This is a genomic window from Methylobacterium sp. PvR107 (assembly GCF_017833295.1).
Taxonomy (GTDB): domain Bacteria; phylum Pseudomonadota; class Alphaproteobacteria; order Rhizobiales; family Beijerinckiaceae; genus Methylobacterium.
This window is the reverse complement of the sequence record NZ_JAFIBW010000001.1, coordinates 1,479,813-1,501,889: the sequence shown is the minus strand read 5'-3', so window position 1 is coordinate 1,501,889 and position 22,077 is coordinate 1,479,813. Positions and strand designations below refer to the sequence as shown.

20 protein-coding genes are annotated in these 22,077 nt (G+C 68.7%); 10 read left to right on the top strand and 10 right to left on the bottom strand.

What is annotated here, in order from left to right; all coding sequences use genetic code 11:
- The first annotated feature begins 120 nt into the window (after positions 1-120).
- Positions 121-474 (top strand): hypothetical protein, encoded by a 354-nt coding sequence (locus JOE48_RS06910; RefSeq protein WP_210028840.1) that lies wholly within the window; start codon positions 121-123, stop codon positions 472-474.
- Between the two features lie 48 nt (positions 475-522).
- Here JOE48_RS06910 and JOE48_RS06905 read toward each other — a convergent pair whose 3' ends face one another.
- From JOE48_RS06905 to JOE48_RS06890, 4 genes are all read right to left on the bottom strand, one after another.
- Entirely contained in the window at positions 523-2,043 is a 1,521-nt protein-coding gene (locus JOE48_RS06905) for an undecaprenyl-phosphate glucose phosphotransferase (RefSeq protein WP_210028839.1), read from the bottom strand.
- A gap of 143 nt (positions 2,044-2,186) precedes the next feature.
- The gene (locus JOE48_RS06900) at positions 2,187-3,386 is read right to left on the bottom strand and encodes a glycosyltransferase family 4 protein (protein ID WP_210028836.1); all 1,200 of its coding nucleotides are present in this window, start codon (positions 3,384-3,386) and stop codon (positions 2,187-2,189) included.
- Positions 3,387-3,517: 131 nt separating this feature from the next.
- Positions 3,518-4,201 (bottom strand): PAQR family membrane homeostasis protein TrhA, encoded by a 684-nt coding sequence (gene trhA, locus JOE48_RS06895; RefSeq protein WP_210028835.1) that lies wholly within the window; start codon positions 4,199-4,201, stop codon positions 3,518-3,520.
- 150 nt (positions 4,202-4,351) lie between these two features.
- Positions 4,352-5,455 carry a COX15/CtaA family protein gene (locus JOE48_RS06890; RefSeq protein ID WP_210028834.1) on the bottom strand — a complete coding sequence of 368 codons (1,104 nt, stop codon included), beginning with the start codon at positions 5,453-5,455 and terminating at the stop codon, positions 4,352-4,354.
- A gap of 185 nt (positions 5,456-5,640) precedes the next feature.
- Between JOE48_RS06890 and JOE48_RS06885 the strand changes: the two genes are divergently transcribed.
- Both JOE48_RS06885 and JOE48_RS06880 read left to right on the top strand, forming a co-directional pair.
- Positions 5,641-5,847 (top strand): DUF2842 domain-containing protein, encoded by a 207-nt coding sequence (locus JOE48_RS06885; protein WP_210028833.1) that lies wholly within the window; start codon positions 5,641-5,643, stop codon positions 5,845-5,847.
- A gap of 84 nt (positions 5,848-5,931) precedes the next feature.
- Complete coding sequence (locus JOE48_RS06880; protein WP_210035619.1) at positions 5,932-6,294, top strand: hypothetical protein; 363 nt, start codon at positions 5,932-5,934, stop codon at positions 6,292-6,294.
- 15 nt (positions 6,295-6,309) lie between these two features.
- Here the strand turns inward: JOE48_RS06880 and JOE48_RS06875 are convergent, their stop codons facing one another.
- A complete protein-coding gene (locus JOE48_RS06875) occupies positions 6,310-7,371 on the bottom strand; it encodes a polysaccharide deacetylase family protein (protein WP_210028832.1) in 1,062 nt (353 codons plus the stop codon).
- A 260-nt stretch (positions 7,372-7,631) separates the two neighbouring features.
- Between JOE48_RS06875 and JOE48_RS06870 the strand changes: the two genes are divergently transcribed.
- Complete coding sequence (locus JOE48_RS06870) at positions 7,632-8,816, top strand: GNAT family N-acetyltransferase (protein WP_210028831.1); 1,185 nt, start codon at positions 7,632-7,634, stop codon at positions 8,814-8,816.
- Positions 8,817-9,258: 442 nt separating this feature from the next.
- Here JOE48_RS06870 and JOE48_RS06865 read toward each other — a convergent pair whose 3' ends face one another.
- Positions 9,259-11,484, bottom strand: a complete 2,226-nt coding sequence (locus tag JOE48_RS06865; protein ID WP_210028830.1) for a GumC family protein — start codon at positions 11,482-11,484, stop codon at positions 9,259-9,261.
- A 188-nt stretch (positions 11,485-11,672) separates the two neighbouring features.
- On the opposite strand from JOE48_RS06865, the gene JOE48_RS06860 reads away from it, so the two are divergent.
- Positions 11,673-12,251, top strand: a complete 579-nt coding sequence (locus tag JOE48_RS06860) for a polysaccharide biosynthesis/export family protein (RefSeq protein WP_210035617.1) — start codon at positions 11,673-11,675, stop codon at positions 12,249-12,251.
- Positions 12,252-12,267: 16 nt separating this feature from the next.
- Here JOE48_RS06860 and JOE48_RS06855 read toward each other — a convergent pair whose 3' ends face one another.
- Complete coding sequence (locus JOE48_RS06855) at positions 12,268-12,912, bottom strand: hypothetical protein (protein WP_210028829.1); 645 nt, start codon at positions 12,910-12,912, stop codon at positions 12,268-12,270.
- A gap of 184 nt (positions 12,913-13,096) precedes the next feature.
- Positions 13,097-13,345 (bottom strand): hypothetical protein, encoded by a 249-nt coding sequence (locus tag JOE48_RS06850; RefSeq protein WP_210028827.1) that lies wholly within the window; start codon positions 13,343-13,345, stop codon positions 13,097-13,099.
- 268 nt (positions 13,346-13,613) lie between these two features.
- Between JOE48_RS06850 and JOE48_RS06845 the strand changes: the two genes are divergently transcribed.
- On the top strand, positions 13,614-13,829 hold the full coding sequence (locus JOE48_RS06845; RefSeq protein ID WP_210028826.1) for a hypothetical protein: 216 nt from the start codon (positions 13,614-13,616) through the stop codon (positions 13,827-13,829).
- Between the two features lie 19 nt (positions 13,830-13,848).
- Here JOE48_RS06845 and JOE48_RS06840 read toward each other — a convergent pair whose 3' ends face one another.
- Both JOE48_RS06840 and JOE48_RS06835 read right to left on the bottom strand, forming a co-directional pair.
- Positions 13,849-14,901, bottom strand: coding sequence for a hypothetical protein (locus tag JOE48_RS06840; RefSeq protein ID WP_245252741.1), 1,053 nt, complete (start codon positions 14,899-14,901; stop codon positions 13,849-13,851).
- Between the two features lie 28 nt (positions 14,902-14,929).
- On the bottom strand, positions 14,930-17,971 hold the full coding sequence (locus JOE48_RS06835; RefSeq protein WP_210028824.1) for a penicillin-binding protein 1A: 3,042 nt from the start codon (positions 17,969-17,971) through the stop codon (positions 14,930-14,932).
- Positions 17,972-18,128: 157 nt separating this feature from the next.
- Between JOE48_RS06835 and JOE48_RS06830 the strand changes: the two genes are divergently transcribed.
- The 4 genes from JOE48_RS06830 (at position 18,129) to JOE48_RS06815 (ending at position 21,949) form a co-directional block, all read left to right on the top strand.
- Entirely contained in the window at positions 18,129-19,796 is a 1,668-nt protein-coding gene (locus tag JOE48_RS06830) for an alpha-amylase family protein (protein WP_210028823.1), read from the top strand.
- Between the two features lie 67 nt (positions 19,797-19,863).
- Entirely contained in the window at positions 19,864-20,247 is a 384-nt protein-coding gene (locus tag JOE48_RS06825; RefSeq protein ID WP_210028822.1) for a hypothetical protein, read from the top strand.
- 89 nt (positions 20,248-20,336) lie between these two features.
- Positions 20,337-20,981 carry an MBL fold metallo-hydrolase gene (locus JOE48_RS06820; protein WP_192707771.1) on the top strand — a complete coding sequence of 215 codons (645 nt, stop codon included), beginning with the start codon at positions 20,337-20,339 and terminating at the stop codon, positions 20,979-20,981.
- A 5-nt stretch (positions 20,982-20,986) separates the two neighbouring features.
- A complete protein-coding gene (locus JOE48_RS06815; protein ID WP_210028821.1) occupies positions 20,987-21,949 on the top strand; it encodes an aldo/keto reductase in 963 nt (320 codons plus the stop codon).
- The last annotated feature ends 128 nt before the right edge of the window (positions 21,950-22,077 follow it).

Below are 22,077 nucleotides of genomic sequence, written 5' to 3'. Positions count from 1 at the left end.
GTCTCGGGAACGGCCCGATGCGCCCGGCGTCTCCACGGTAGTCGCATCCGGACGTGGCGGCCCGCCGCATCGCGGGCAGCCGGAGCCGATCGCGCTCAGGTGCAGTGGAGAAACGCCTCAATGATGATCAGATTCGCCCTCGCAGCCCTGGCCCTCGCCGCAGCCACGCCGGCCCTGGCGACCCCATGCGCCGACGAGGTCGACACCCTGCAGCGGCGTCTCGACAGTGCCGGTGCCGCCTCCGTGACGGGCACGACGCCGCCGGGCGGCCCGACCTCGTCGAATTCTCCGAAGGCGCTCGACAAGCCGCCGGCCCTCACCAAGTCGGACGCTGACGTGAAGCCCACCGCCGCGGGCGTGGAGGAGGCCAAGAAGCTCGTCGCCCAGGCCCGGGAGCAGGACAAGGGCGGCGACGCCCAGGGCTGCCGCGATACGATCATGAAGGCCAAGGAGAAGGCCGGCGCCCTGCCGTAGGCGGTGCGCGGCGGCCGGCGTCCCGACGGGCGCCGGCCGAAGACCGGCTCAGTACGCGTTCTCGGTCTTGAGCAGGGCGAACGGCGTGGTCAGCAGGATCTGGAGGTCGAGCAGGACCGACCAGTTCTCGATGTAATAGAGATCGTGTTCCACGCGCCGCTGCAGCTTCTCGGACGTGTCAGTCTCGCCGCGCCAGCCGTTGATCTGCGCCCAGCCGGTGATGCCGGGCTTGACCTTGTGCCGGGCGAAATAGCCATCGACGACTTGGTCGTACAGGGTGTTGGCCGCCTTCGCCTGCAGGGCGTGAGGCCGGGGCCCGACAAGGGAAAGATCGCCCTTCAGCACGTTGAACAGCTGCGGCAGCTCGTCGAGCGAGGTCTTGCGGATGAAGCGGCCGACCGGCGTCACGCGCGGATCGCCCTTGGTGACCATCTTGGCCGCGCCGGCATCGCACTGATCGACGTACATCGAGCGGAACTTGTAGACTTCGATCAGCTCGTTGTTGAAGCCGTGACGCTTCTGCCGGAACAGGATCGGACCGCGCGAGGTGAGGCCAACGGCGAGCGCGACGGCCAGCATGATCGGCGACAGCGCGAGGAGCATCAGCAGGCCGACGCCGCGATCGAACAGCGCCTTCACCACCACATCCCAGTCGGCGATCGGCCTGTCGAAGACGTCGAGCACCGGCACAGAGCCCAGATACGAGTAGCTGCGCGGGCGCAGGCGCAGCTTGGCGGCGTGCGCCGAGAGGCGGATGTCGATCGGCAGGACCCAGAGCTTCGCGAGCATCTGCAGGATACGCGCCTCGGCCGTAATCGGGATGGTGAAGACGATCAGGTCCAGGCGGGCATGCCGCGCGTAGGCGACCAGATCGTCGACGTTGCCGAGCTTCGGGTGGCCGGCCACCACATCCGACGAGCGATCGGTGTTGCGGTCATCGAACACGCCGACGATGCGGATGCCGCTGTCGCTCTGCGTCTCCAGGGCGGCGATCAGATCCTCGGCCGGCTGGCCGCCGCCCACGATCGCGGTGCGCCGATCGAAACGGCCGGCGCGGGTCTGTGCGTCGATGATCCGGAACAGGACGAAGCGGCCGACGAGAAGGGCGCCGAGCCCGGTGGCGAAGAACGTCCCGAGCCACAGCCGCGAGTAATGGTCCGCCACCTTGGCGAGGACCAGACCGGCGGCCACCATCAGGAAGGTCATCGACCAGGCGGCGATCAGCCGGATCGCGGTCTTGAAGAAGGCCCGGAATGCGGCGATCCGGTAGCCGCCCACTGCCTGGGTCAGCGTAACCGTCGTCACGGCGATCAGGCCGATGGCCCCGGCATAGGTCAGCCCGAAAGGGACCCGCCCTTGCAGCATCAGCAGGTGCAGCAGCGAGCCGAGACCGAAGATCAGCGCGCCTTCGAGCGCCCGCACGAGGCCGGCGACCACCACAGGTGAGATCGCCGCCGCTTCCGGCGCAGAGGTCTCGGCGAGCGGCACGGCCCCCGCGCGAACCGCACCCGGCCGCGCTTCGAGGGGTCCCGTCGCGTCGAGAAGATCGCGGATGTCGAACGCGCTCATCGATTGGCTCCCCCCGCGCCGCTCTGCGGTTGCTTCACCTGCAGCTTGGCACGGAGCGTTGTCGGAAGACTTAAGGGCGAGCCGACCGCCGCGCATTCAGCGCGGCGTGCGGAGCGGTGGCGATCACGTTCCCGCCACCGGGCTCAGGCGGTCCGCGGCCCGGCGATCCCGCGATGCGCGGCGCTGCGGTGGCCCGACCGAGCCTGGAACGCCGCCGCGTAGCCGGAGACGACCTCGCTGCCCATCCGCTCCAGGGAGAAACGCTGCCGGATCGACTCGCTGAGACCACCGACCTTGGCGGCAAGCCTCTCGGGCGCGTCGTCCAGCACCGTCCGGATGCCGGATGCGAGCGCCTCCGAATCCCGGGCGGGGACGAGATCGTGCGCGGCCGGGCCGAAGATTTCCGGAATGCCACCGACCCGCGTGGCGACGAGGGGCTGGGCCGCAGCAGCGGCTTCCAGGACAACGTAGGGCAGCGATTCCGCGAGCGACGGGACGACTAGGATGCGCCCCCGCGCCAGCACGGAACGGATCGCCTGCGGAGGCTCGAAGGAGACCGCGCCGGTAAGCCCGAGGCGCGCGACCGTCTCGCGCAGGATCTCGGCGTCCGGACCCGAGCCGACCAAAAGCAGACGCAGCGCCCGGCCCTCGGCCCGCAACCGAACCAGAGCCTCGAGCAGGTAGGGCAGGCCCTTGGCCTCCCGCAATTCGCCGACATACAGCAGGTCGAACGGATCCTTCACCCGTTCAACCGGTTCGAATTCGGCCTCCGAGATGCCGTTGTGAACGATTCGCGTCACACGCTCGGGGCCGCCCACGAAGGCCCTGTGCCGACCAGCGACGTACTCGCTTTCGAACAGAAAGGCGTCCGTACGTCGGGCGAGCACGCCTTCGGCGCCCATGTAGAGGCGATGGAGCAGGCTGCCGGGCCGGTAATTGTAGCTGCCGCCGTGCGGGGTATAGGCACGGATCGTCGAGCCGGCTGCGGCGAGCCGAGCATAGGCACCGCCCTTCGCGCCGTGTCCGTGCAGGACGTCAGCGCCCACCTCTGCGGCCCGCTTCCCGACCGTGCGGAGACAGGCCCAGTCCGTCAGGTGCGGATTGCGCTGCATCGGGATCCGGATCAGGCCGAGTTCGAGGCTGGGCATCAGCTCCGCAAGGGCGCGCGCGCCGCGCTCACCGCCGGTGGTCGAGTCGCACACGATGCCGACGGCGTGCCCCGATCCCGCCTGGAGACGGGCAAGATCGACGACGTGCCGGAACAATCCGCCGACGGGCGCCCGGAACACGTGGAGAATTCGATAACGCTGCGTGCTGCGGGCGTCGTTCGTTGTGGGTTCCACGTTGTCGCTCCCGGCACGATCGCTCCTGAGAACAATGCGCCACCGGATGTCGATGAGGACTTAAAGGAAAACGGATCGCTTCGACCTTTTCCTCGGAACGGTAACCGGAATTCTACCGGACGAATTTCAATTTACGCCACAGACATTCCGTTCAGGCTGGCCCAGATGGTTCCGTAATGGCAAGCCGTCGCAGCCAGCACGAAGCCATGCCAGATCGCGTTCTGGAACGGCAGCGTCCGCCAGACATGGAACAGTACGCCGACCGAGTAGAGCGCTCCACCGATCGCCAGCAGCCACAGAGCCGTCGGCTGAAGCGCCGCGATAACGGATTCATAAGCGAAGAGGCCGCTCCAGCCGAGCACCAGGTAGAGCCCGATCGAGAGGCGATCGAAGCGGCCCGGGAGGAGCAGCTTCACGACGATGCCGACGAGGGCCACGGCCCAGATCATCGCCAGCAGCGCGTAGGCGCGGGGTCCCGATCCGACGAGGGCGACGAGCGGCGTGTAGGTGCCGGCGATCATCAGGTAGATCAGAGCGTGGTCGGCGCGGCGCAGCAGCCACTTGCGCGGGCTGACCGGGTAGAGGTTGTAGAGCGCTGAAACGCCGAGCATCAGCACGAGCGCGGTGGCGTAGACCACGACCGCAGCCCGCTCGCCGAGACCGAGATGCGCCGTGACCGCCGTGGCCACGAGCGCCACCGCACCCGCGAGGCCGAGCACGACGCCCAGCCCGTGTATCACGCCGTCGGCCACGATCTCCCGGGGCGTGTAGTGCCAGGTCAGGGAGAGTGGCCGCCCATCATCCGCGAGAGACATCTTGAAGCCTCCTGCAACGCGTGCAGCTTAAGGCCTGAGAAGTCTTGATCGTTCCATGCGCGGAATGCGGAGATGGAGTTTTCCCAGAGTTTCTGTCCTTTGGGTAAAAGTCTCGTGCGACGCAACGTCTCTGCTGCGCCGCACGAAAGCCTAGATGCCCCGCACGGCCAAACCTTCGAACCCGAGCGGCAGCCCGGCCGCGGCGGGCTGAACCCGCCCGCTTCCGCGGCTGAGGCAGGCGTGAACGGTGGCCATCGTCAGGATCGCCATCGCGAGGATCTGATGGGCGAGGGCCGCCCAGAGCGGCACGGCGAGCAGAAGCGTTGCGATCCCGAGGGCGGCCTGCGCCAGCGCCAGGACCGCCACGCCCGTCGCCCGGCGGGCCATGCCGCCCGGGCCCGCCAACCGAGCATCGATCGCGTGCACGATCGCGACGAGGATGACGAGATAGGCCGTCATCCGGTGGTCGAACTGCACCAGCGCGTGATTGTCGACGAAGTTCTCGATCCACGGACGGATGGCGAACAGGCTGTCCATCGGCGGCACCAGATTGCCGTCCATCGTCGGCCACGTGTTGTAGACGAGGCCTGCATGCGATCCTGCCACGAGTCCGCCCAGGAAGATCTGCAGCAGGATCAGGACCGGCAGCAGCGCGGCGGAGGCGCGGAGGCGCGGCGCGGCCGGCGCCAGGACGCCGCCGCGCTCGCCGGCCGCGAGCCAGACGAGGCCGGCCAGGATCAGGCTGGCGGTCGTCAGATGCAGGGCGAGCTTGATCGGCGCCACCGCGGTCATGCCGGGCTGGAGACCTGACGCGACCATGATCCAGCCGATCGCGCCCTGCAATCCGCCGAGCACGCCGAGGCCGATCAGGCCGAGGCCGAGGCGCCGGCTGATCCGACCCTGCCACCAGAACACGATCAGCGGCAGGAAGAACACGAGGCCGATCAGCCGGCCGAGCAGGCGGTGGCCCCACTCCCAGCCGTAGAGCACTTTGAAGGCGGAGAGGCCGATCCCCTGGTTGAGGATGCTGTATTGCGGCGTGTCCTTGTACTTGGCGAATTCGGCGGCCCAATTCGCCTCCGAAAGCGGCGGGATGGCCCCCGTGACGGGACGCCACTCGGTGATCGACAGGCCCGACCCGGTCAGACGCGTGGCTCCGCCCACCGCCACCATGGCGACCACGAGAGCCGCGACGATGTAGAGCCAGGTCCGCACCGCCCCCGATCGCTGATCGCCTGCGCCTCTCATGACCATCCGGAATCCTTTTGCGGATACCGGGACGCCCCGGCCGCAACGCCCCGGTTAGGGGATGCGCGCCGCGCCAGCAACGTCAACGGCGCCGCAGCCCGCGGCAGCGGGCGCGTTGCCAACCGGGCTGCGGAACGATAGCCGTCGAGCCTCAGCGCCGCCGCGCCGGTCGCGAGATTCCGGAACCTGCCATGCGCCGCCGCACCCGTACCCTCATCGGCACCCTCGCGATCCTGGCCTTCGTCTGCCTCTACGGGCCCCTGGCGATGGCGCTGGCCGACAGCCGGATCTCCGAGACACCGGCGGCCGTTCAGGCGCTGCTTTACTCGATCCTGGGGATCGCCTGGATCTTCCCGCTGATGCCGCTGATCCGGTGGATGGAGCGGCCGGATCGCTGAGCCGGACAACTCGATTTTGCCGCACTCAGGCGCCACAAGGCTGTCGGTCCGCCTCCGAGACCTTTCCCCGTGTACCGCCGCTCCATGCGCCTCAAGCCACTGGCTGCCCTCGTCGTGCTGCTCGCACCCCTGCCGGCCCTGGCGCAGGGCACGCCCCGTTCGATCGGTGAGTGCGAGAGGCTGAAGAACGACCTCGCCTACAACCAGTGCCTCGCGATGTTCGGCCCGGCCGCCAAGAACGTGGCTGGCGGCTACGCCTCGGCGGATTTCGCCGCGGCACCTGCCGTGTCAACCGCAGCGACACCCGCTGCCGCGATGGCGGAGCCGATCCCGCAGATCGACGAGGCAGCCGAGACGAGCACGTCCGGCCGGCGGCGCTACCGCTCGCATCGCGGCCGGCAATACGCCTCGTTCTCCACGGGCTACCGGCATCGGCGCCGTCGGTAACGGGGGCGGCACGCCTCAGGCGACGTTCAGGCGCCGGCCGCGGTTCCACGCCAGAAACGGCACACCGGACAAGAGGCCCGCCAGCGCCGCGCGCGTCTGATGACACCCGTTCACCGACACACGCGGCAGAGCGTGCAGGTGACCGGCATGCGCGGCGAAGAGATGGCCCGGCCGGGTGGTCACCGCTGTCGCGAAGCCCAGGTCCCGGGCCAGCACGAATTCCCGCGGCCCGGCCGAACCCGGATCCCCGACCGGAAACGACAGGTGCCGCACGGACCGTCCCAGCTCCATCTCGATGCGGGCACGGCCGTCGGCGATTTCCCGCGCGGCGGTCTCGGCCTCGTGCTTGGCCAGCATCGGGTGGCTGACCGTGTGGGCACCGATCGTGACGGCCGGATCGCGCGCCAGATCGCGCAGTTCCGTCCAGGACAGGCATAGCTCGGATGCGACGCTGCCCGGCGGGAAACCGGCCTGGTGGCAGAGGTCGGCGATGCGCTCGAGGAGGTCGGCCTCGCTACCCCGGCGCAGATCGCGGTAGATCGCGTCGAAGGCGAGCGCCTTCTCCTCCGGGCTCCGCGCCGAAAGATCCACCGCGCGCGACCCGATCCCGATCCGCACGTGATCAAGACGCGCGATGGCCCGCTCCAACTCGATCCACCACAGGCGCCCGCTCTGGTCCGCGAAGGCGCTGGTCACGAACAGGGTCCACGGCACGCCGTGGCGCGCGAGCACCGGACGCGCGTGCTCGACATTGTCGCGATAGCCGTCGTCGAACGTCAGCACAGCGAAGGGAGGCCCGTAATCCGGCTCGGCGAGACGCTCCGGCACGGCGTCGAGGCCGATCACCTCGAAGCCGCGCGCGTCGAGCTCGCGCAGGGTCAGGTCGAGGAAATCGGGTGTGATGCCGAGCAGCCGATTGGGCGCGAAGGCCGGAGCCGGGTCGGGGCTGACATGATGGAACGTCAGGATCAGGCCGAGACCGCGGGCTGCCGGGGACAGCCACCGATCCGCCCCGAGGGCCTGGATGGTGCGGAACCCGGTCGCGAAGACCCGATGCTTGGTACGCGCCGACAGCATGGTCCTGAACCGATCGGGCGGAGCGGCCCGGATCCGCGAAGCCTTGGCGCAGCGCAGTAAAGAAACCCGAAATCACCGCTGGGCCGCGCTTCTTGCCGGAAGGAGTTATTAGCCAAAGGGCCATTTATTCGAGCCTTGCACTTCTTGAAACCGGCTTCCTCGGCTCGAGGTCACGGCCTGTTCAGCGCAGCCCGCGCAGGATCCAGGCGCGACAATGGATCGTGGATGGATCGTGCGCGGTCCGACAAGGGATCGGCACCATGGCGGTCGGCGTCCAGGCGACGGGAACGGGCATGCGCGAGGCGCGAACGGGCGGCGCGCTGCTCGCCGAGATCATCCCCGATCTGGCAGCGGCCGAGGCGCTCTGGCGCCGCCTCGAAACCGATCCGGCCAGTCTCCAGACGCCTTACCAACGGTTCGACTGGACGAGCGCCTATCTTCGCGGGACCGGACAGCTCGACACGGCGCGCGTCGCGGTCCTGCGCGACGCGGCCGGCCGGGCGCGGATCCTCCTGCCACTGACGTTGCAGCGCAGGCTCGGTGTCTGCGTGGCGCAAACCGTCGGCGACACGCACGCGAACTACCACATGCCGCTGTTCGCGACCCGCGACGCGGCGGCGATCCCGCAGGATGAGATCGTCACGGCCTTGATCCGAGCCGGACGGCAAGCCGGCATCGATGTCTATGCCCTGCGGCATCAGCCCCGCATGTGGGAGGCTGTGGCCAATCCGTTGGCGGTTGGGGCCGAGCCGGAGGCGAGCGACGCGTACGGGCTGATGCTCGGACCCGATCCGGAAGCCACTGTCCGCCGCGTTTTCAGCGCCGATGCCCGCAAGAAGTTGCGCTCGAAGGAGAAGCGCCTCGTCGAGACCAAAGGCGCGGTCGTGTATCGACGTGCCGAGACGGCCGAGGAGGCAGCTCGCTTTCTGGCGGCGTTCTACGCCCAGAAAGCGGCACGGTTCGGCGGGATGGGCATCGCCGATCCCTACGCCGACCCGTCGATCCAGGCCTTTCTGGCGGCAGCTGCGTCCGGTGCGCACCCGGCGATCGAAGTTCATGCGCTGTGCCTGGCCGAGAGCGGCCGGGTGCTCGCGACTTTCGGGGGCGCCGTGAACGACAGACGGTTCAGCGGCATGATGACAGCGTTCGATGCCGATCCGGAGATTGCCCGATGCAGTCCGGGCGACCTGCTTCTGCAGCATCTGGTGCGCGATCAGACGGCGCGCGGCCGGCAGGGCTTCGATCTCGGCGTTGGCGAGGCCCGGTACAAGGCCAGCATCTGCGACGAGACGATCAGCCTCATGGAGTCGATGATACCCGTCACCCTCGTCGGGCGAACCTACGCCGCCGCGCGGCAGAGCCTCACGCGCACGAAGCGTCGGATCAAGCGCGACCCGCGGCTATACGCGGCCGTCCAGCGCCTGCGGTCCCTGCGGCGGTCCTGAAAGCCGCGATTGCAGATGCCGGGAAAGGGCTCCGTGCAAGACCTCCCGGAAGTCGTCGCCGATCGTATTCAAGACGGTCGACGGCAGCACCCAGGTCGTGGCGTCCGGTAGGGCCTTCCCACCCTCGACCACATCCTGCGGTGCGGGCAGGCAGCAGCCGCGTCGAAGGCGGCCGGCGGCCAGCCAAGCGATCCCTGAATCCCTCCTTCGAGGCCCGCGGGCGCGGGCACCTCAGGATGAGGCCAGGGATGGGACATGGCCTGGCCGGCGCGGCTCTCGACGGGCTGCCCGTTCCGTCCGGCGCCGCAAGCGAGCCCGGATTTGACGTGCACGGCGGGAGCGATGCCGCGTCGGCCCGATTCAGGGATCGTGCGACACTGATCGCACCGCGTGCCACATGCCTGACGGGGGGATCGCACGACCGGCGCGCGATCTGCCCACTCTAGGCGGCGTTGAGGCGCAGTTCGGCCCGCGGATCGTCGGCGGCCACGTCCTGCGCTGCGGGACGATCCTGGGCCACCAGGATCTGCCCGGCGCCGGCCTCATCGGCGATGGCGTAGAGATCGCCCAGGACCGGATCCTCGGCCGAGGCATTCGAGGCGATGACCACGCTGTCCATGTAGCCGGCAACGAGTTCCAGCAGATCGACGGCGCCCGGAGCGGCGTGGATTTGGCAGACGACCCAGTCATAGGCCTCCGCCATGGCCTCGAAGGTCAGCGCCAGGGCATCGGGTTCCTCGAAGAGCACCGCCATGGCGCGTTCCCCGGCCTCGATGCGGTGGATGCCCCTGTCGCGCCGCGCCTGAATGACATCGAGGAAGGCGGCCTCTCCGGCGACGAGGTCACTGAAGCCGCGCTTCGGATCCGCGCCGGCCGGTCTGTTCAGATCGACCGCGACGAGGCTGCCGGCCTCGCCGAAGGCCCGGATCAGGGCGTCGGGGAGCCCCTGCGCCCCACGCATCTCCTCGGTCTCCATGATCAGGATCAGGCGACCGGAGCGCGCTTCCTCGCGCCGCGGACCGGACGTGATCCGCCCGACCAGCGGGGCCAGGTCGAAGCCGGCCGCGGGAGGAGCGGGCGCTTTCGGATGCGCCGCGGTGGCCTGGCTGCCGTCCGCCTTCCCCGACCAGCGCGCCAGCGGCATTGCCTCCGGGAACGCGAAGTCCGGGCGCTCCATGACCGGCTCCCGCCGCGCATGGTCTTCCGAGGGTTCGAAAGCGCCGTCGCGGCCGACCGCGTTGCGAGCCGACTCGGCCAGCAGGGCGCGGGCGAGGACGCCGCCAGCCGCGAGCATGAGGGTCAGCAGCGTGGCGAAGCCGATAATCGGCAGCTTCTTCGGGAAGGACGGCAGCTCCGGGGTCACCGCCCGCGACACGATGCGGGCATCGGCCGGCGTGGCGCTCTCGCCGTCGCGCGCCGCCGCCTCGCGGTAGCGCGACAGATAGGATTCGAGCTGATCACGCTGGGCCTTGGCCTCGCGCTCGAGCGCGCGGAGCTGGATCTCGTTGGCGTTGCCGCGCACGACAACCTCCTGCTGACCGTCCACGGCAGCCTGGAGGCTCTCGACCCGGGCACCGGCGATCTTCGCGTCGTTGTCCATCGTGCGCACGACGCGCTCGGCGGACGCCTTGATCTGCGCGTCGAGATCCTCGAGCTGCGCGTTCAGCTCCTTGATGCGCGGGTGGGCCGGCAGCAGCGTGCGCGACTCCAGGGCGAGCTGCGCGCGCACCGAGATTCGGTTCTCGACGATGCGCCGGATCACCTCGTTGTTGGCGACATCCGGGATCTCGAAGGCGCGTCCATCCTTGATCAGGTCCTTGATGGCCTTCACCTTGCCGGCGAGATCGGCCTTGAGGATCCGCGCCGTGGAGAGCTGGCTGGACAGCTCCCCGAGCTGCTGGCCGGTCAGCGGCCGACCGGTCGAACCGGTGCTGCCCACGAGGCCGTTCTTGGCGCGGAACGTCTCAACCTTCGCCTCAGCCTCGGCCACGCGCTTGCGCAACCCGTCGATGTTGCCGCCGAGCCACGTCGAGGCATACCGGGCGGTATCGACCTTATCGGCCTCGAGCGAGCCGATATAGAGCTGGGCGATGGTGTTGGCGCCGTCCGCGGCGAGCTTCGCATCCTTCGACCGGAACTCGATGGCCAGGATGCGTGACTTGCCGGCAGGGTAGACCAGAAGATGGTCGAAATAGGCGTCGAGGACACGGTCCTCGGCCGGACGGTCGAGGGGATTGGCGCCGACGCCGAGCATCATCATGACACGCTTCACCGGCCCGATGCTGTCAGCGCCCGGATCGAATTCCGGATTGCCGACCAGCTTCAGGCGGCGGATCGCCTCCCGGGCGAGGTCGCGCGACATCACCACCTGAACCTGGCTCGCCACCGCCTGCTCGTCGATCGGCGCCAGCTGCTCGCCGCGCTCCTGCGTCGTGCGGGCGAAGGCCGGATCGCGGCTCTCGAGGAGCAGCTTCGATTCGCCGGTGTAGCGCGGGCTCACGACATTGACGAAGACGCTGGCCCCCAGGGCCACCACGAGGGTCGGTCCCAGGATCCATCCGATCGAGCGGCGCAGGACGCGCGGCACCTGAGCGAGGCTCAGACCTTCCTCCGCGCCGGGCTGCGCCCCCGGAACGACGTGGATCGAGCGTTGACGGATACGGGACATGCGGACGCTCTGGACACGGAGGCAGGCCGGGCGGCCATCGAAGCCATCCGCCGCTATTAGTGGATGTTAAGGTTGCTCAAGAGTTAAGGCGCCACTCGGACGACCCGATGCGGTCGAGGCCGGCGGCTTGATCAAGTTTCATTAACCTTAACGTCCTACACCACGCTTCAACTGCATCCATGACGGCGATGGTGATGAACCGGCGCGCTCTGCTCCTCACACTCGGCACGACCCTGGCGCTCGGCGGCTGCCTGCGCCCGACCTTCCGCACCGATGAACTCGACGCCACTGGCACCGGGTCCATCGCCGCGCGCTACACGCTAGCTGCCGGCGACAAGCTGCGCGTCATCGTCTTCGGGCAGGACAACCTGTCGAACATCTACGCGGTCGACGGCGCGGGACGCATCGCGATGCCGCTGATCGGCACCGTTCAGGTCGGCGGACAGACAACCGGTCAGGCCGCGAAGGCGATCGAGGCCAAGCTGGCCTCCGGCTTCGTCAGGGAGCCGCACGTGACCGTGGAGGTCGACGGCTACCGGCCGTTCTACATCCTCGGGGAGGTGACCACCTCCGGCCAATACCCGTTCGTGAACGGCATGACCGTGGAGACCGCGGTCGCGATCGCAGCGGGTTTCGGGCCGCGGGCGGCCAGGGACTACGCCGTCCTGACCCGCGATACGAGCGGAAACCTCGCCTCCGGCATCGTGCCGATGACCTACCCGGTCCGCCCGGGCGACACGATCGTCATCAAGGAGCGGTTCTTCTGAGCGACGCCCGGTCGGATCACTGCGCGCTCTGCCACGGGTTGATCACCCGCATCGCCGTCTTCTCGGTGGGGATCGGCGTCGCGACCGGTGCCGCGACCTTGCTCGCCTGTGCCACCATGCGGCGGGCCACCTGAGACGGCGTCGCGCCGATCGGCGTGAACAGACCGGCCAGGACCTTCCGGGTTCCCTTGCTGACGTAGCGCGAGGTCTGGACCGGCTCGAAATCCCGGATCGCGTGACGCCTGTCGGGATCGCCGGTGAACACCCGGGCGCCGGAATTCAGCACCACGATATCGCCGGGCCGCAGCGTCTCGTCCTTCAGCAAAGCTGCCGTGGCGCCCCCCTTCATGTCGATCGACACCTGCCGCGGGCTGGTGTCGGCCTCCTTGACATGGATGCGAACCGGCAATGCCGCGTAACGGGTCTGGAAGCGCCGCCGGGCTGCGCCGAGCCGCGGCGTGTAACGACGTCCGTAGGCGGGGGCATAGGCCGGGGCGTGCGACGGCACCGGCTGCGCCTCCTGCGCCTGCTGCGGAGCCGGTCGTGCGCCGAACAGCATTTCAAGAAAGCCAAGCTCGGCCGCCTCGGCGCGGATCGCGGACCCGGCCAGAAGCCCGGCAGCGGCGATGACAGCCAGCATGCTGCCCGTGCGTAGCCTCATAGCGTCCTCCGGATACGACGCCCGACGCGAGCATCCGACCTTCAACCGCAAGCTGCGCGATCGGGTTCCGGAATATTGGCGCTCTGCTGGGGCCGAAGAGATGTTGCGCCGACAGTCGGGTATTCGACAGCTCGGATCGTCGATCGATTGTGCTAGATCGGCAGCGTTGCGCGATCGATCCGCCTTAGGCTGGAGCTGATTGCTCGCCTTCGCCGATGCAGTCGAGGGCACGCTCGACGGCGCTGACGGCGTCGAGGAGATGCTGGACCGTGCGCTCCACCTCGAGCGCGGGACGGCCCATCGCGGCGGCGCGGGCGCTGACGTCCTCGAGCTGCTCGAGAAGATTCAGCATATCACCGGCTACGGTCACGACTTCGCAGCGGGCGAGCCGGGTGACGGGCGGGCGCGGTCGGAAGGGCAAGACGTTGCTCATTGCCGAGGGTTGTCGCCCGAAAAGGCCCGGATTCGCCAGAGGGGGAGAGCGCTGCTCAACACGATTGCCGGCCTCTATCCGCGGTTAAGCGCAGGCAAGGTGGATTTTCCGTGGCCGCTGCGCATCGGAGGCGGCAGAACGAATTTACGGTTGGCGGCCGCCCTTGACGGATCCTCCCGAGCCCTGACCATGCGGCGACGTCCCCAACTTTGGCACCGGCCGGGCGATATCAGTCCATCGTCGGACCCGGCACCTGTCAGGATCCAGAATGCGCTTCACCCTTCTCGCCCTTACCGTGCTGACGATCGGCGGCCTCGGCGCCTGCGCGACCGATGGCCCGGATTCCCGCAGCGGGCTTGCCGAGAGCTTCAACTTCGACAACTACCGGGCCTCCAGCAACACCAACGGCACTCAGACCCGCCGCGACGTGAACCGCGCCTACACGCAGCCGAGCCTGCCGACGATCGGCAACCGCGGCATGTGAGCGAGGACCGGCGGGCGCCTCACCGCTTGGCGAGGGCGTCCGCGAAGGTCGTGATGCGGTTCCGGGCGTAGACCGGCAGGCCGGCGCTGATCGAGTTTCCGGTGTTGAAGCTCGAATTGCCCATCAGCACCTGCGCGGGGAGCAGGTTCTTGAACACGGGCACGCGTGCGTACTCGGCCTTGCGGTCGAGGACGTCGCCCTTGATCGCCAGGGCCATGTATGTGGTGACCACCGTCTTGGTCGGATCGTTCGGCATCGGCTGGAACACGGCCAGGAACTTGCCGAAGCGCAGGATCTGGTTGACCCAGAAGATCGTCTGCTCCAGCCCGCCGGTCACCGAGGTGTCCACTTTGGTAAGCGCCTTCAGCGGCGCAGCCTGATCGGGCCCGAGCACCCTGAGCTCGCTCTGAAACGAGACGTACTCGGCGATCTTCTTGGCCGAGCCTTCCTCGAGCTTGTTGGCGAGCTTCACGCCGAGCGGCAGCTTGCCTTCGAGATCGTAGCGGGATTCGATGCAGGCGCCCGCGCCCTCGCACCACGGGCGGTCGGGGCGCTTGGCGAAGGAAGCGGCCGGGTCCTTGTTCGGCGTCACGTCATTTTCCGACACCGCGCGGTGCTTGATCGCCGGATCCATCTTCTGGACGAAGGCGAGGTTGGCGAAGGACGCGACGTCGATCGCCTCCGGCGGGCGCGGAACGATGAAGCGCCCCTCCGCCACGTAGATCTTGAGGGTCTCGTGCCGCGGCTTGGTCACGCCGTTCACCGTGACGGTATAGTCGGGTTCCTTGTAGCCGGGGTAGGGCGCGAGCGCGGCGGCTTCGGCCGGGCGGGCCTTCTGCCAGTCGAGATACGGAATCAGGCCGTTCTCCGGCGCGGTCGGGTTGTCGCGATGATCCGTGAACAGGATCTGGCCCGGCTTGATCGCCGCCGGATCAATCGCGGAGACCGAGGGCACCTCCTTGATCCGCTCGGATCCCGGTACCCCCGCCGTGCTGGCGGCCGGCGTCTGGGCGCAGACCGGAGTGGCGGCCACGAGGGCGAGGGCAAGGGCGGCAGGAAACTGCGTTCGCAACGGGGATCTCATCTCTCGGAGAGGGCGGTCAGTAGCCGGGGTCTTCGCCGAACAGGTAGTCCGGATCGCGCCGCCGCGGCCGACGCGCCTCGTCGTCCCCGAAGGGCGTGCGCGTGGTCTGGCCCGGCCAGGGCTTGTAGCTCTCCCTGTAGGGATCCTGGCCATAGGGGTCCAGATCACCCTGCGCGCGGCGGCTGCGCGGCGCCGCGGGACGCTCGCCGAACGGGTCGAGCAGATCGGGGCGCGACCGCTCACCGGTCATGTTGCCATACGCGTCGCCCGCGACGCTGGCCCCGTCCTCGGCACCGGTGAGGTCGCCATCCTCGGCATCGGGGCGCATGGCGTAGAGCGTCTCGCGCGGCACGAGGCGGTACTGCGTGTCGGCCATCTTGCCATCGCCGCTGGTGCGGAAATGCTCGAGGAAGCCGCCGCCCGCGACCCGGACGCCGCTGCGCGGATCGACGGCCATGTCGGCGATGAACGGCCGGGCCTCCGGGGAGGGGCCTCGCAACGGCGTCTTCGCGATGCCGTTGGCCCAGGCCGCCTGGAGAATCGTCGAGGCGATCGGGACAGAGACGTGTCCACCGGTCTGGCCGCGGCCGAGCGTCTTGCGGCTGCCGTCGGCATTGTCGTAGCCGACCCAGACCACGACGGTGATCTCGTTGGTCAGGCCCGCGAACCACGCGTCGTTCTCGTTCTCCGAAGTGCCGGTCTTGCCGGCCACGTAGGGCGAGAACTTTGCCAGCGCCGCCGCGGTGCCGTGCTGGGTCACGCCCTGAAGCATGGTCTTGAGCTGGTAGAAGGCCACGCGATCGGCCGAGCCGATGCGGACGGGCTCGCGGGCCGCGTGTGTGTAGAGCGCCTTCCCGTCCCGCTCGACGGATTCGAGGGCGTAAGGCGCCGGCCGCGCGCCCTCGTTGGCGACGGCCGCGTAGAAGCCCGCGAGGTCGAGCATCCGCACCGGCTGGGCCCCGAGAACGAAGGGGTAGTAGGGCTCGCACTCGGCGTAGATCTGCGCCTCCAGGGCGATATCGCAGACCCGCTTCAGGCTCGCCGGAGCCTTCGGAGCGATGCCGCCCTGAAGCAGGCGGGCGGTGACGAGGTTCTTCGAGAATTCGAGGCCCCGCCGCAGGGTCGTCGGCCCGGATCCGCCGCCCTCGTAGTTCTTCGGCGACCACGAATCGCCGGCCCCGCCGATTGGCGGCAGGGTGACGGGCGAGTCCATCACCAGGGTGTTGGGCTGAAGTCCAGCGTTGAGGGCGGCCAGATAGGTGAGCGGCTTCAGCGTCGAGCCGGGCTGGCGCACGGTCTGGGTGACGCGGTTGAGCTGGCTCAGCGGGTAGGAGAATCCGCCGGCCATCGCGAGGATCCGGCCTGTCTGGTTCTCCAGCACCAGCGCGGCGCCCTGGACGGTGGGCCGTACGCGGATCTGGGCCCGCACACCGCCCTTGGCACCGGTCAGCTTCACCCGCACGACGTCGTATTGCTGCAGCCGTCCGCGGGCGACGCCCGGATCGAGGCTGGCGATGCGGCCGTCGGCCAGCCCGACCCGGACCGCGCCGCGTCCCGCGTCCAGCACCACCGCCATCGGCCAGCGGACGTCGTAGAGCACCGGGCGCGCACTCTCGAGCGCGCGCAGCCATGCCGGCTTCGGCGCCGACGTCGCGGCGACCGCAGCCTTCTCGGCCCTCAGGGTCTTGGTGTCGGGCTTGATCGCGTCCGACCGCGCACCAGTGACGCTCGGCGCGGCCTGCGGCGATCCCTCCGGCGCGGGCGTCGCCGCCTGGATGCGCCGGACGCTGTCGGCGAGGTTGAGCTCTGGCCCCGTATAGCTCTGCCGCCCCGTGGCGCGCTCGTAATTCGCCAGTCCGTCCTGCAGCGCCTCCTCGACGGCCCGCTGCAACCCGGCATTGATCGTCGAGCGGACCGTCATCGAGCCGGAGGTGAGGGAATCCACCCCCGCGAACGTCCGGGCCTCCCGGTTGAGGAAGTCGACGAGGTAGAAGCCGGAATCGCGCCGCGCCGTCTCGATCGGCTTCAGGCCGAGATCGGCCTTGATGGCGGCGCTCATCTCGGCATCCGTGATCGTGCCGTCCTCCTTGAGCCTGGCCAGCACGTAGGCGCGCCGCTCCCGCGCCCGTTCAGGGTACTTGTCGGGGCTGTAGAAGTTCGGCCCCTTGGGCATGCCGGCGAGCAGCGCGGCTTCCGGCAGAGTCAATTGTCCGACCGGCTTCCCGAAATAGCTCTCCGCCGCCATCTCGATGCCGTAGGCTCCGCGCCCGAGATAGATGCCGTTGAGGTAAAGCCCGAGGATCTGCGGCTTGGTGAGGATGCGCTCCAGCCGCGACGCGACGATCATCTCGCGGATCTTGCGCTCGTAGGTGACGTCGTCGCCCACCGAGAGGTTCTTCACCACCTGCTGGGTGATGGTCGAGCCGCCCGCAGGCCGGCCCGGCGAGGCGAGATTGCCGATGAAGGCGCGGATCACGCCGCGCTCGTCGATGCCGTGATGGCTCTCGAACCGCTTGTCCTCGGCGGCGATGAAGGCCTTCTGCACCAGCGTCGGCACTGCGGTGATCGGCACGACGATCCGCCGGCCGTTCGGCTCCGAGGCCTCGGCGAAGGGCTTGCCGGCCCCGTCGAGGATCCGGGTCATGCCCGGCAGCGCCTTGTCGCGGAGGGCCTCTGCGCTCGGCAAATCCTTGGTGGCGTTGTCGTAGAACGCGATGACCGCTTTCGCGTCGAAGGGCGAGTTGGGCGGGTTCTCACCCTTGCAGAACTGCTTGTAGCTCGTGTTGAGCTCATTCAGATCCAGCCCGTGCAGGATCTTGGGCGCCGACGGCCCGGCGACGCTGGTCGGATCCTCCATCGCGGTGGTGATCAGCTCGTCGAGGTTGATATCCTCGATGTCGAAGGCCTTGCGCATGTGGGCGCAGCCGTCGCGCAGCAGGCGCACAACCTCGGGCCCGTCGGTGGCGGGATCGAACTGCGTCCGGACCGCGTCCGGCCGGGTCGTGACCTGGCTCAGCGTGAGGGCGGTCGCGAACAGCTTGATCAGGATGGCGTTCATGCAGGCCGGATTCGGGGGCGCAACGGGGCGGGCGCGGACCTTCCGGTCGCGCGCCTGAACAGGGCGTGCACAACGCGGCTGTTTTAAGGACGCGGCGAACGGCAACGCTTTCGCGGGGTCCTACGTTCGTCATGCGCGCAATCGCCGGGGGGCCCGCATGATCACCGACCTGTGGTACAAGAACGCCGTCATCTACTGCCTGTCCGTCGGCACCTTCATGGACGCCAACGGTGACGGGATCGGCGACTTCGCCGGGCTCGAGCGCCGCCTCGACTACATCCAGGGCCTGGGCGCCACCGCGGTGTGGCTTATGCCGTTCCAGCCTTCGCCCAAGAAGGACGGCGGCTACGACATCGCGGATTATTACGGCGTCGATCCGGATTACGGCTCGCTCGGCGATTTCGTCGCCTTCACCCATGCGGCCAAGCAGCGGGGGCTGCGCGTCCTCATCGACCTCGTGGTCAACCACACCTCAGACCAGCACCCCTGGTTCCAGTCGGCCCGGTCCGACCCGGATTCGCCGTTCCGCGATTGGTACGTCTGGTCGACGGAGCGTCCCGCCAGCGCCGACGAGGGTATGGTCTTCCCCGGCGTTCAGAAATCGACCTGGACCTACGACGCGAAGGCCAAGGCTTGGTACTTCCACCGCTTCTTCAACTTCCAGCCGGATCTGAACACCGCCAATCCCGAGGTGATGGCCGAGATTCTGAAGATCATGGGCTTCTGGATCCAGCTCGGCGTCTCCGGCTTCCGCATGGATGCGGTTCCGTTCGTGATCGCCGAGAAGGGCGCCGATGTCGGAGGCAAGCCGCGCGAGCAGTTCGAGATGCTGCGCGACCTGCGCGAGTTCCTCCAATGGCGCCAGGGCGACGCCATCATCCTGGCCGAGGCCAACATCCTGCCGAAGCAGGATCTCGACTATTTCGGCGACGACGCCGACCGCATGCACATGATGTTCAACTTCCAAGTGAACCAAGGGACGTTCTACGCCCTGGCGGCGCATGATGCCCGGCCGCTCGTCAAGGCGATCGAGAAGACGAAGCCGCGCCCGCTCTCGTGCCAGTGGGGCATCTTCCTGCGCAATCACGACGAGCTCGATCTGGGGCGGCTCACCGAGGCGCAGCAGCGGGCCGTGTTCGCAGAGTTCGGACCGGAAAAGCACATGCAGCTCTACGACCGGGGTATCCGCCGCCGCTTCGCCCCGATGCTGGCGGGCGACCCGCGCCGCATCCGGATGGCCTACTCGCTGATGTTCACCCTGCCGGGGACGCCGGTGCTGCGCTACGGCGACGAGATCGGCATGGGCGACGATCTCGCGCTGAAGGAGCGTGACTGCGCCCGCACGCCGATGCAGTGGACCGGCGAGCGCCAGGGCGGCTTCTCGCAGGCCGACACAACCGTGCTCCCGGTGATCGACCATGGCCCCTACGGTCATGCCCATGTCAACGTCGCCGACCAGCGTCACGAGCGGGACTCGCTGCTCAACTGGATGCAGAGCATCATCCGGCAACGCAAGGAGACCCCGGAGATCGGCTGGGGCGACGTCGTCGCCATCCCGACGGGCAAGAATTCGGTGCTGGCATTGCGCTACGAATGGCGCGGCAACGCCGTGCTTTGCGTGCACAATCTTGCGGCGGAGCCTCTGGAGATTGCCCTGGCATCCGGCAGCGACGATCCGAAGCACGACGTACTGGTCGATGTCCTCACCGGATCACGCAGCGAGGTGGGAGACGACGGCACGCATTGCCTGTTCCTGGAGGGCTACGGCTACCATTGGTTCCGCATCGGCGGGCTCGACGCGCTGCTGAAGCGGCGACCGGCGTGAGTGATGCCGGTTTTCGCCTCGCGCCCGGCCGCCCGAGCCGGTAGGACATGCCGGAGCGAGGTAGGACATGGCCCGGACGAAGCATTATCCCGCGGACGCCACGATCGCCGATATCCTGCCGGATCTCGCCGACAGCGAAGCCTATCTGCGCCAGGTTCTGATCACGATGCGGATGTGCCAGAAGCATTACGGAGACGCCTGGGTGCGGATCGGCGTGACCGGTCGATCGCCGCGGCCGTCCTACCGGATCGAACGGCCGGACGAGACGGCCCCGGGTGACGATGCATTCGAGGCCGGCAGGGCCCTGTTCGGCGCCTATGGCGGACGGTCCCACGACCGGTTCACGCAGGTCAACACCGCGGAGACCCGGTGGAGCAGGCGGGCGCTCGGCATGGCCGAGATGCTGGCGCTTCACGATGGCCTGCGCCGCCCCAGGGGCGATGCGGCCTGAGCGGGCCGCACAGGGTGCCGCCCGCCCGCGTTCTGCGCTAGAATCCGCCTGAAGGCGTCCCGAGCGGCGCCGCCAACCCGCGGAACGACATGCCAGGTACGCCCCGCGCCGGGATCATCCCGGTCACACCCTTCCAGCAGAACTGCACCCTGATCTGGGACGACGCCACCAAGGTCGGCGCCGTGGTCGATCCCGGTGGCGATCTGAACCGGATCGAGGCGGCGATCCGCGAGCAGGGCGTGCAGGTCGAGAAGATACTGCTGACCCACGGCCATGTGGATCACGCGGCCGGGGCTGACGAGCTGCGCGAGCGCCTCGGCGTGCCGATCGAAGGTCCGCATCAAGCCGACAAGTTCCTGCTCGATTCGCTGCCCGAGACGGCGGCGAATTACGGCCTGGGCGAAGCCCGGGCGGTGACGCCGGACCGCTGGCTCGACGAGGGCGATGCGGTTACCGTGGGCGGTCTCGGTTTCGACATCCTTCATTGCCCGGGCCACTCGCCCGGAAGCGTCGTGTTCGTGAGCCGGGACGCGCGCTTCGCCCTGGTCGGCGACGTGGTGTTCAAGGGCTCGGTCGGCCGTACGGACCTGCCCGGCGGCAATCACGAGCAGCTGATCCGGGCGATCAAGGAGAAGGTCCTGCCGCTCGGCGACGACATCGCCTTCATCCCGGGCCACGGCCCGACCAGCACGCTCGGCGAGGAGCGCGCCACGAACCCGTTCCTGCAGGATTGAGGACCATGGACAAGCGCCGCATCGGCCGCTCCGACCTGACGGTCGCGCCCTTCTGCCTCGGCGGCAATGTGTTCGGCTGGACCGCCGACGAGACGACCTCGTTCGCGATCCTCGACCGGTTCGTGGAGCGTGGCTTCGACTTCATCGACACCGCCGACGTCTATTCGCGCTGGGTGCCCGGCCATGTCGGCGGCGAATCCGAGACGGTGATCGGCCGCTGGCTCTCGGCGCGGCCGGGCGCACGGGACCGGATCGTGCTCGCCACCAAGGTCGGCATGGATCTGGGCGAGGCCGGCAAGGGCCTGTCCGGCCGGCACATCGAGCGGGCCTGCGAAGCCTCCCTGCGGCGCCTGCAGACCGACAGGATCGACCTTTACCAGTCCCATGTCGACGATGCCGAGGTCCCGCTGGAGGAGACCCTGCGGGCCCACGAGCGCCTGATCGCCGCCGGGAAGGTCCGGGTCATCGGCGCCTCGAACTACAGCGCGGCGCGGCTCACCGAGGCGCTTCGCGTGTCGGAATCGTCCGGCCTGCATCGCTACGAGTGCCTCCAGCCCGATTACAGCCTCGCCGAGCGCGGCTACGAGGCCGAGCTGGAGCCGCTCTGCCGCGCGGAGCAGATCGGCGTGATCGGCTATTTCTCGCTGGCGGCGGGCTTCCTCACGGGCAAATACCGCTCCGCGCAGGACGCCACAGGCCGTGCCCGCGAAAATCGCGTCGCCAAGTACCTCAATCCCCGCGGCCTGGCGCTGCTCGACGTGCTCGATTCTGTGGCGGCAGCACAGGGCGCGAGCCCGGCCCAGGTCGCATTGGCCTGGGTTATCGCCCGGCCGGGCATCACCGCTCCGATCGCGAGCGCCACCACGGTCGCGCAGCTCGACGAGCTACTGGGGGCCGCGAGCCTGGCCCTGACGGCGGACGCGGTCACCCGCTTGGATGACGCCAGCGCAGGCGGTATCCAGGGCTAACGCGGCGTTAAGCCGGGAGCGTCAGAAAAGCGAGGATCCGGTCCCGCCTCGAGCCGGTAAAATCGTGCAATCTCAACGCGGAACCCCTATATCAGGCGGATCAAAGTGAGCGCAGGCCTGGGCGCCCG

Excerpts from the sequence above, each read along its gene's own strand:
- JOE48_RS06845 (WP_210028826.1), top strand. The coding sequence starts at position 13,614 with ATGCGCTTCACCCTTCTCGCCCTTACCGTGCTGACGATCGGCGGCCTC.
- JOE48_RS06870 (WP_210028831.1), top strand. The coding sequence starts at position 7,632 with ATGGCGGTCGGCGTCCAGGCGACGGGAACGGGCATGCGCGAGGCGCGA.
- JOE48_RS06820 (WP_192707771.1), top strand. The coding sequence starts at position 20,337 with ATGCCAGGTACGCCCCGCGCCGGGATCATCCCGGTCACACCCTTCCAG.
- JOE48_RS06850 (WP_210028827.1), bottom strand. The coding sequence starts at position 13,345 with ATGAGCAACGTCTTGCCCTTCCGACCGCGCCCGCCCGTCACCCGGCTC.
- JOE48_RS06865 (WP_210028830.1), bottom strand. The coding sequence starts at position 11,484 with ATGTCCCGTATCCGTCAACGCTCGATCCACGTCGTTCCGGGGGCGCAG.
- JOE48_RS06885 (WP_210028833.1), top strand. The coding sequence starts at position 5,641 with ATGCGCCGCCGCACCCGTACCCTCATCGGCACCCTCGCGATCCTGGCC.
- JOE48_RS06860 (WP_210035617.1), top strand. The coding sequence starts at position 11,673 with ATGGTGATGAACCGGCGCGCTCTGCTCCTCACACTCGGCACGACCCTG.
- JOE48_RS06890 (WP_210028834.1), bottom strand. The coding sequence starts at position 5,455 with ATGGTCATGAGAGGCGCAGGCGATCAGCGATCGGGGGCGGTGCGGACC.
- JOE48_RS06875 (WP_210028832.1), bottom strand. The coding sequence starts at position 7,371 with ATGCTGTCGGCGCGTACCAAGCATCGGGTCTTCGCGACCGGGTTCCGC.
- JOE48_RS06855 (WP_210028829.1), bottom strand. The coding sequence starts at position 12,912 with ATGAGGCTACGCACGGGCAGCATGCTGGCTGTCATCGCCGCTGCCGGG.
- JOE48_RS06830 (WP_210028823.1), top strand. The coding sequence starts at position 18,129 with ATGATCACCGACCTGTGGTACAAGAACGCCGTCATCTACTGCCTGTCC.
- JOE48_RS06910 (WP_210028840.1), top strand. The coding sequence starts at position 121 with ATGATGATCAGATTCGCCCTCGCAGCCCTGGCCCTCGCCGCAGCCACG.
- JOE48_RS06880 (WP_210035619.1), top strand. The coding sequence starts at position 5,932 with ATGCGCCTCAAGCCACTGGCTGCCCTCGTCGTGCTGCTCGCACCCCTG.
- JOE48_RS06815 (WP_210028821.1), top strand. The coding sequence starts at position 20,987 with ATGGACAAGCGCCGCATCGGCCGCTCCGACCTGACGGTCGCGCCCTTC.
- JOE48_RS06905 (WP_210028839.1), bottom strand. The coding sequence starts at position 2,043 with ATGAGCGCGTTCGACATCCGCGATCTTCTCGACGCGACGGGACCCCTC.
- JOE48_RS06835 (WP_210028824.1), bottom strand. The coding sequence starts at position 17,971 with ATGAACGCCATCCTGATCAAGCTGTTCGCGACCGCCCTCACGCTGAGC.
- JOE48_RS06825 (WP_210028822.1), top strand. The coding sequence starts at position 19,864 with ATGGCCCGGACGAAGCATTATCCCGCGGACGCCACGATCGCCGATATC.
- trhA (WP_210028835.1), bottom strand. The coding sequence starts at position 4,201 with ATGTCTCTCGCGGATGATGGGCGGCCACTCTCCCTGACCTGGCACTAC.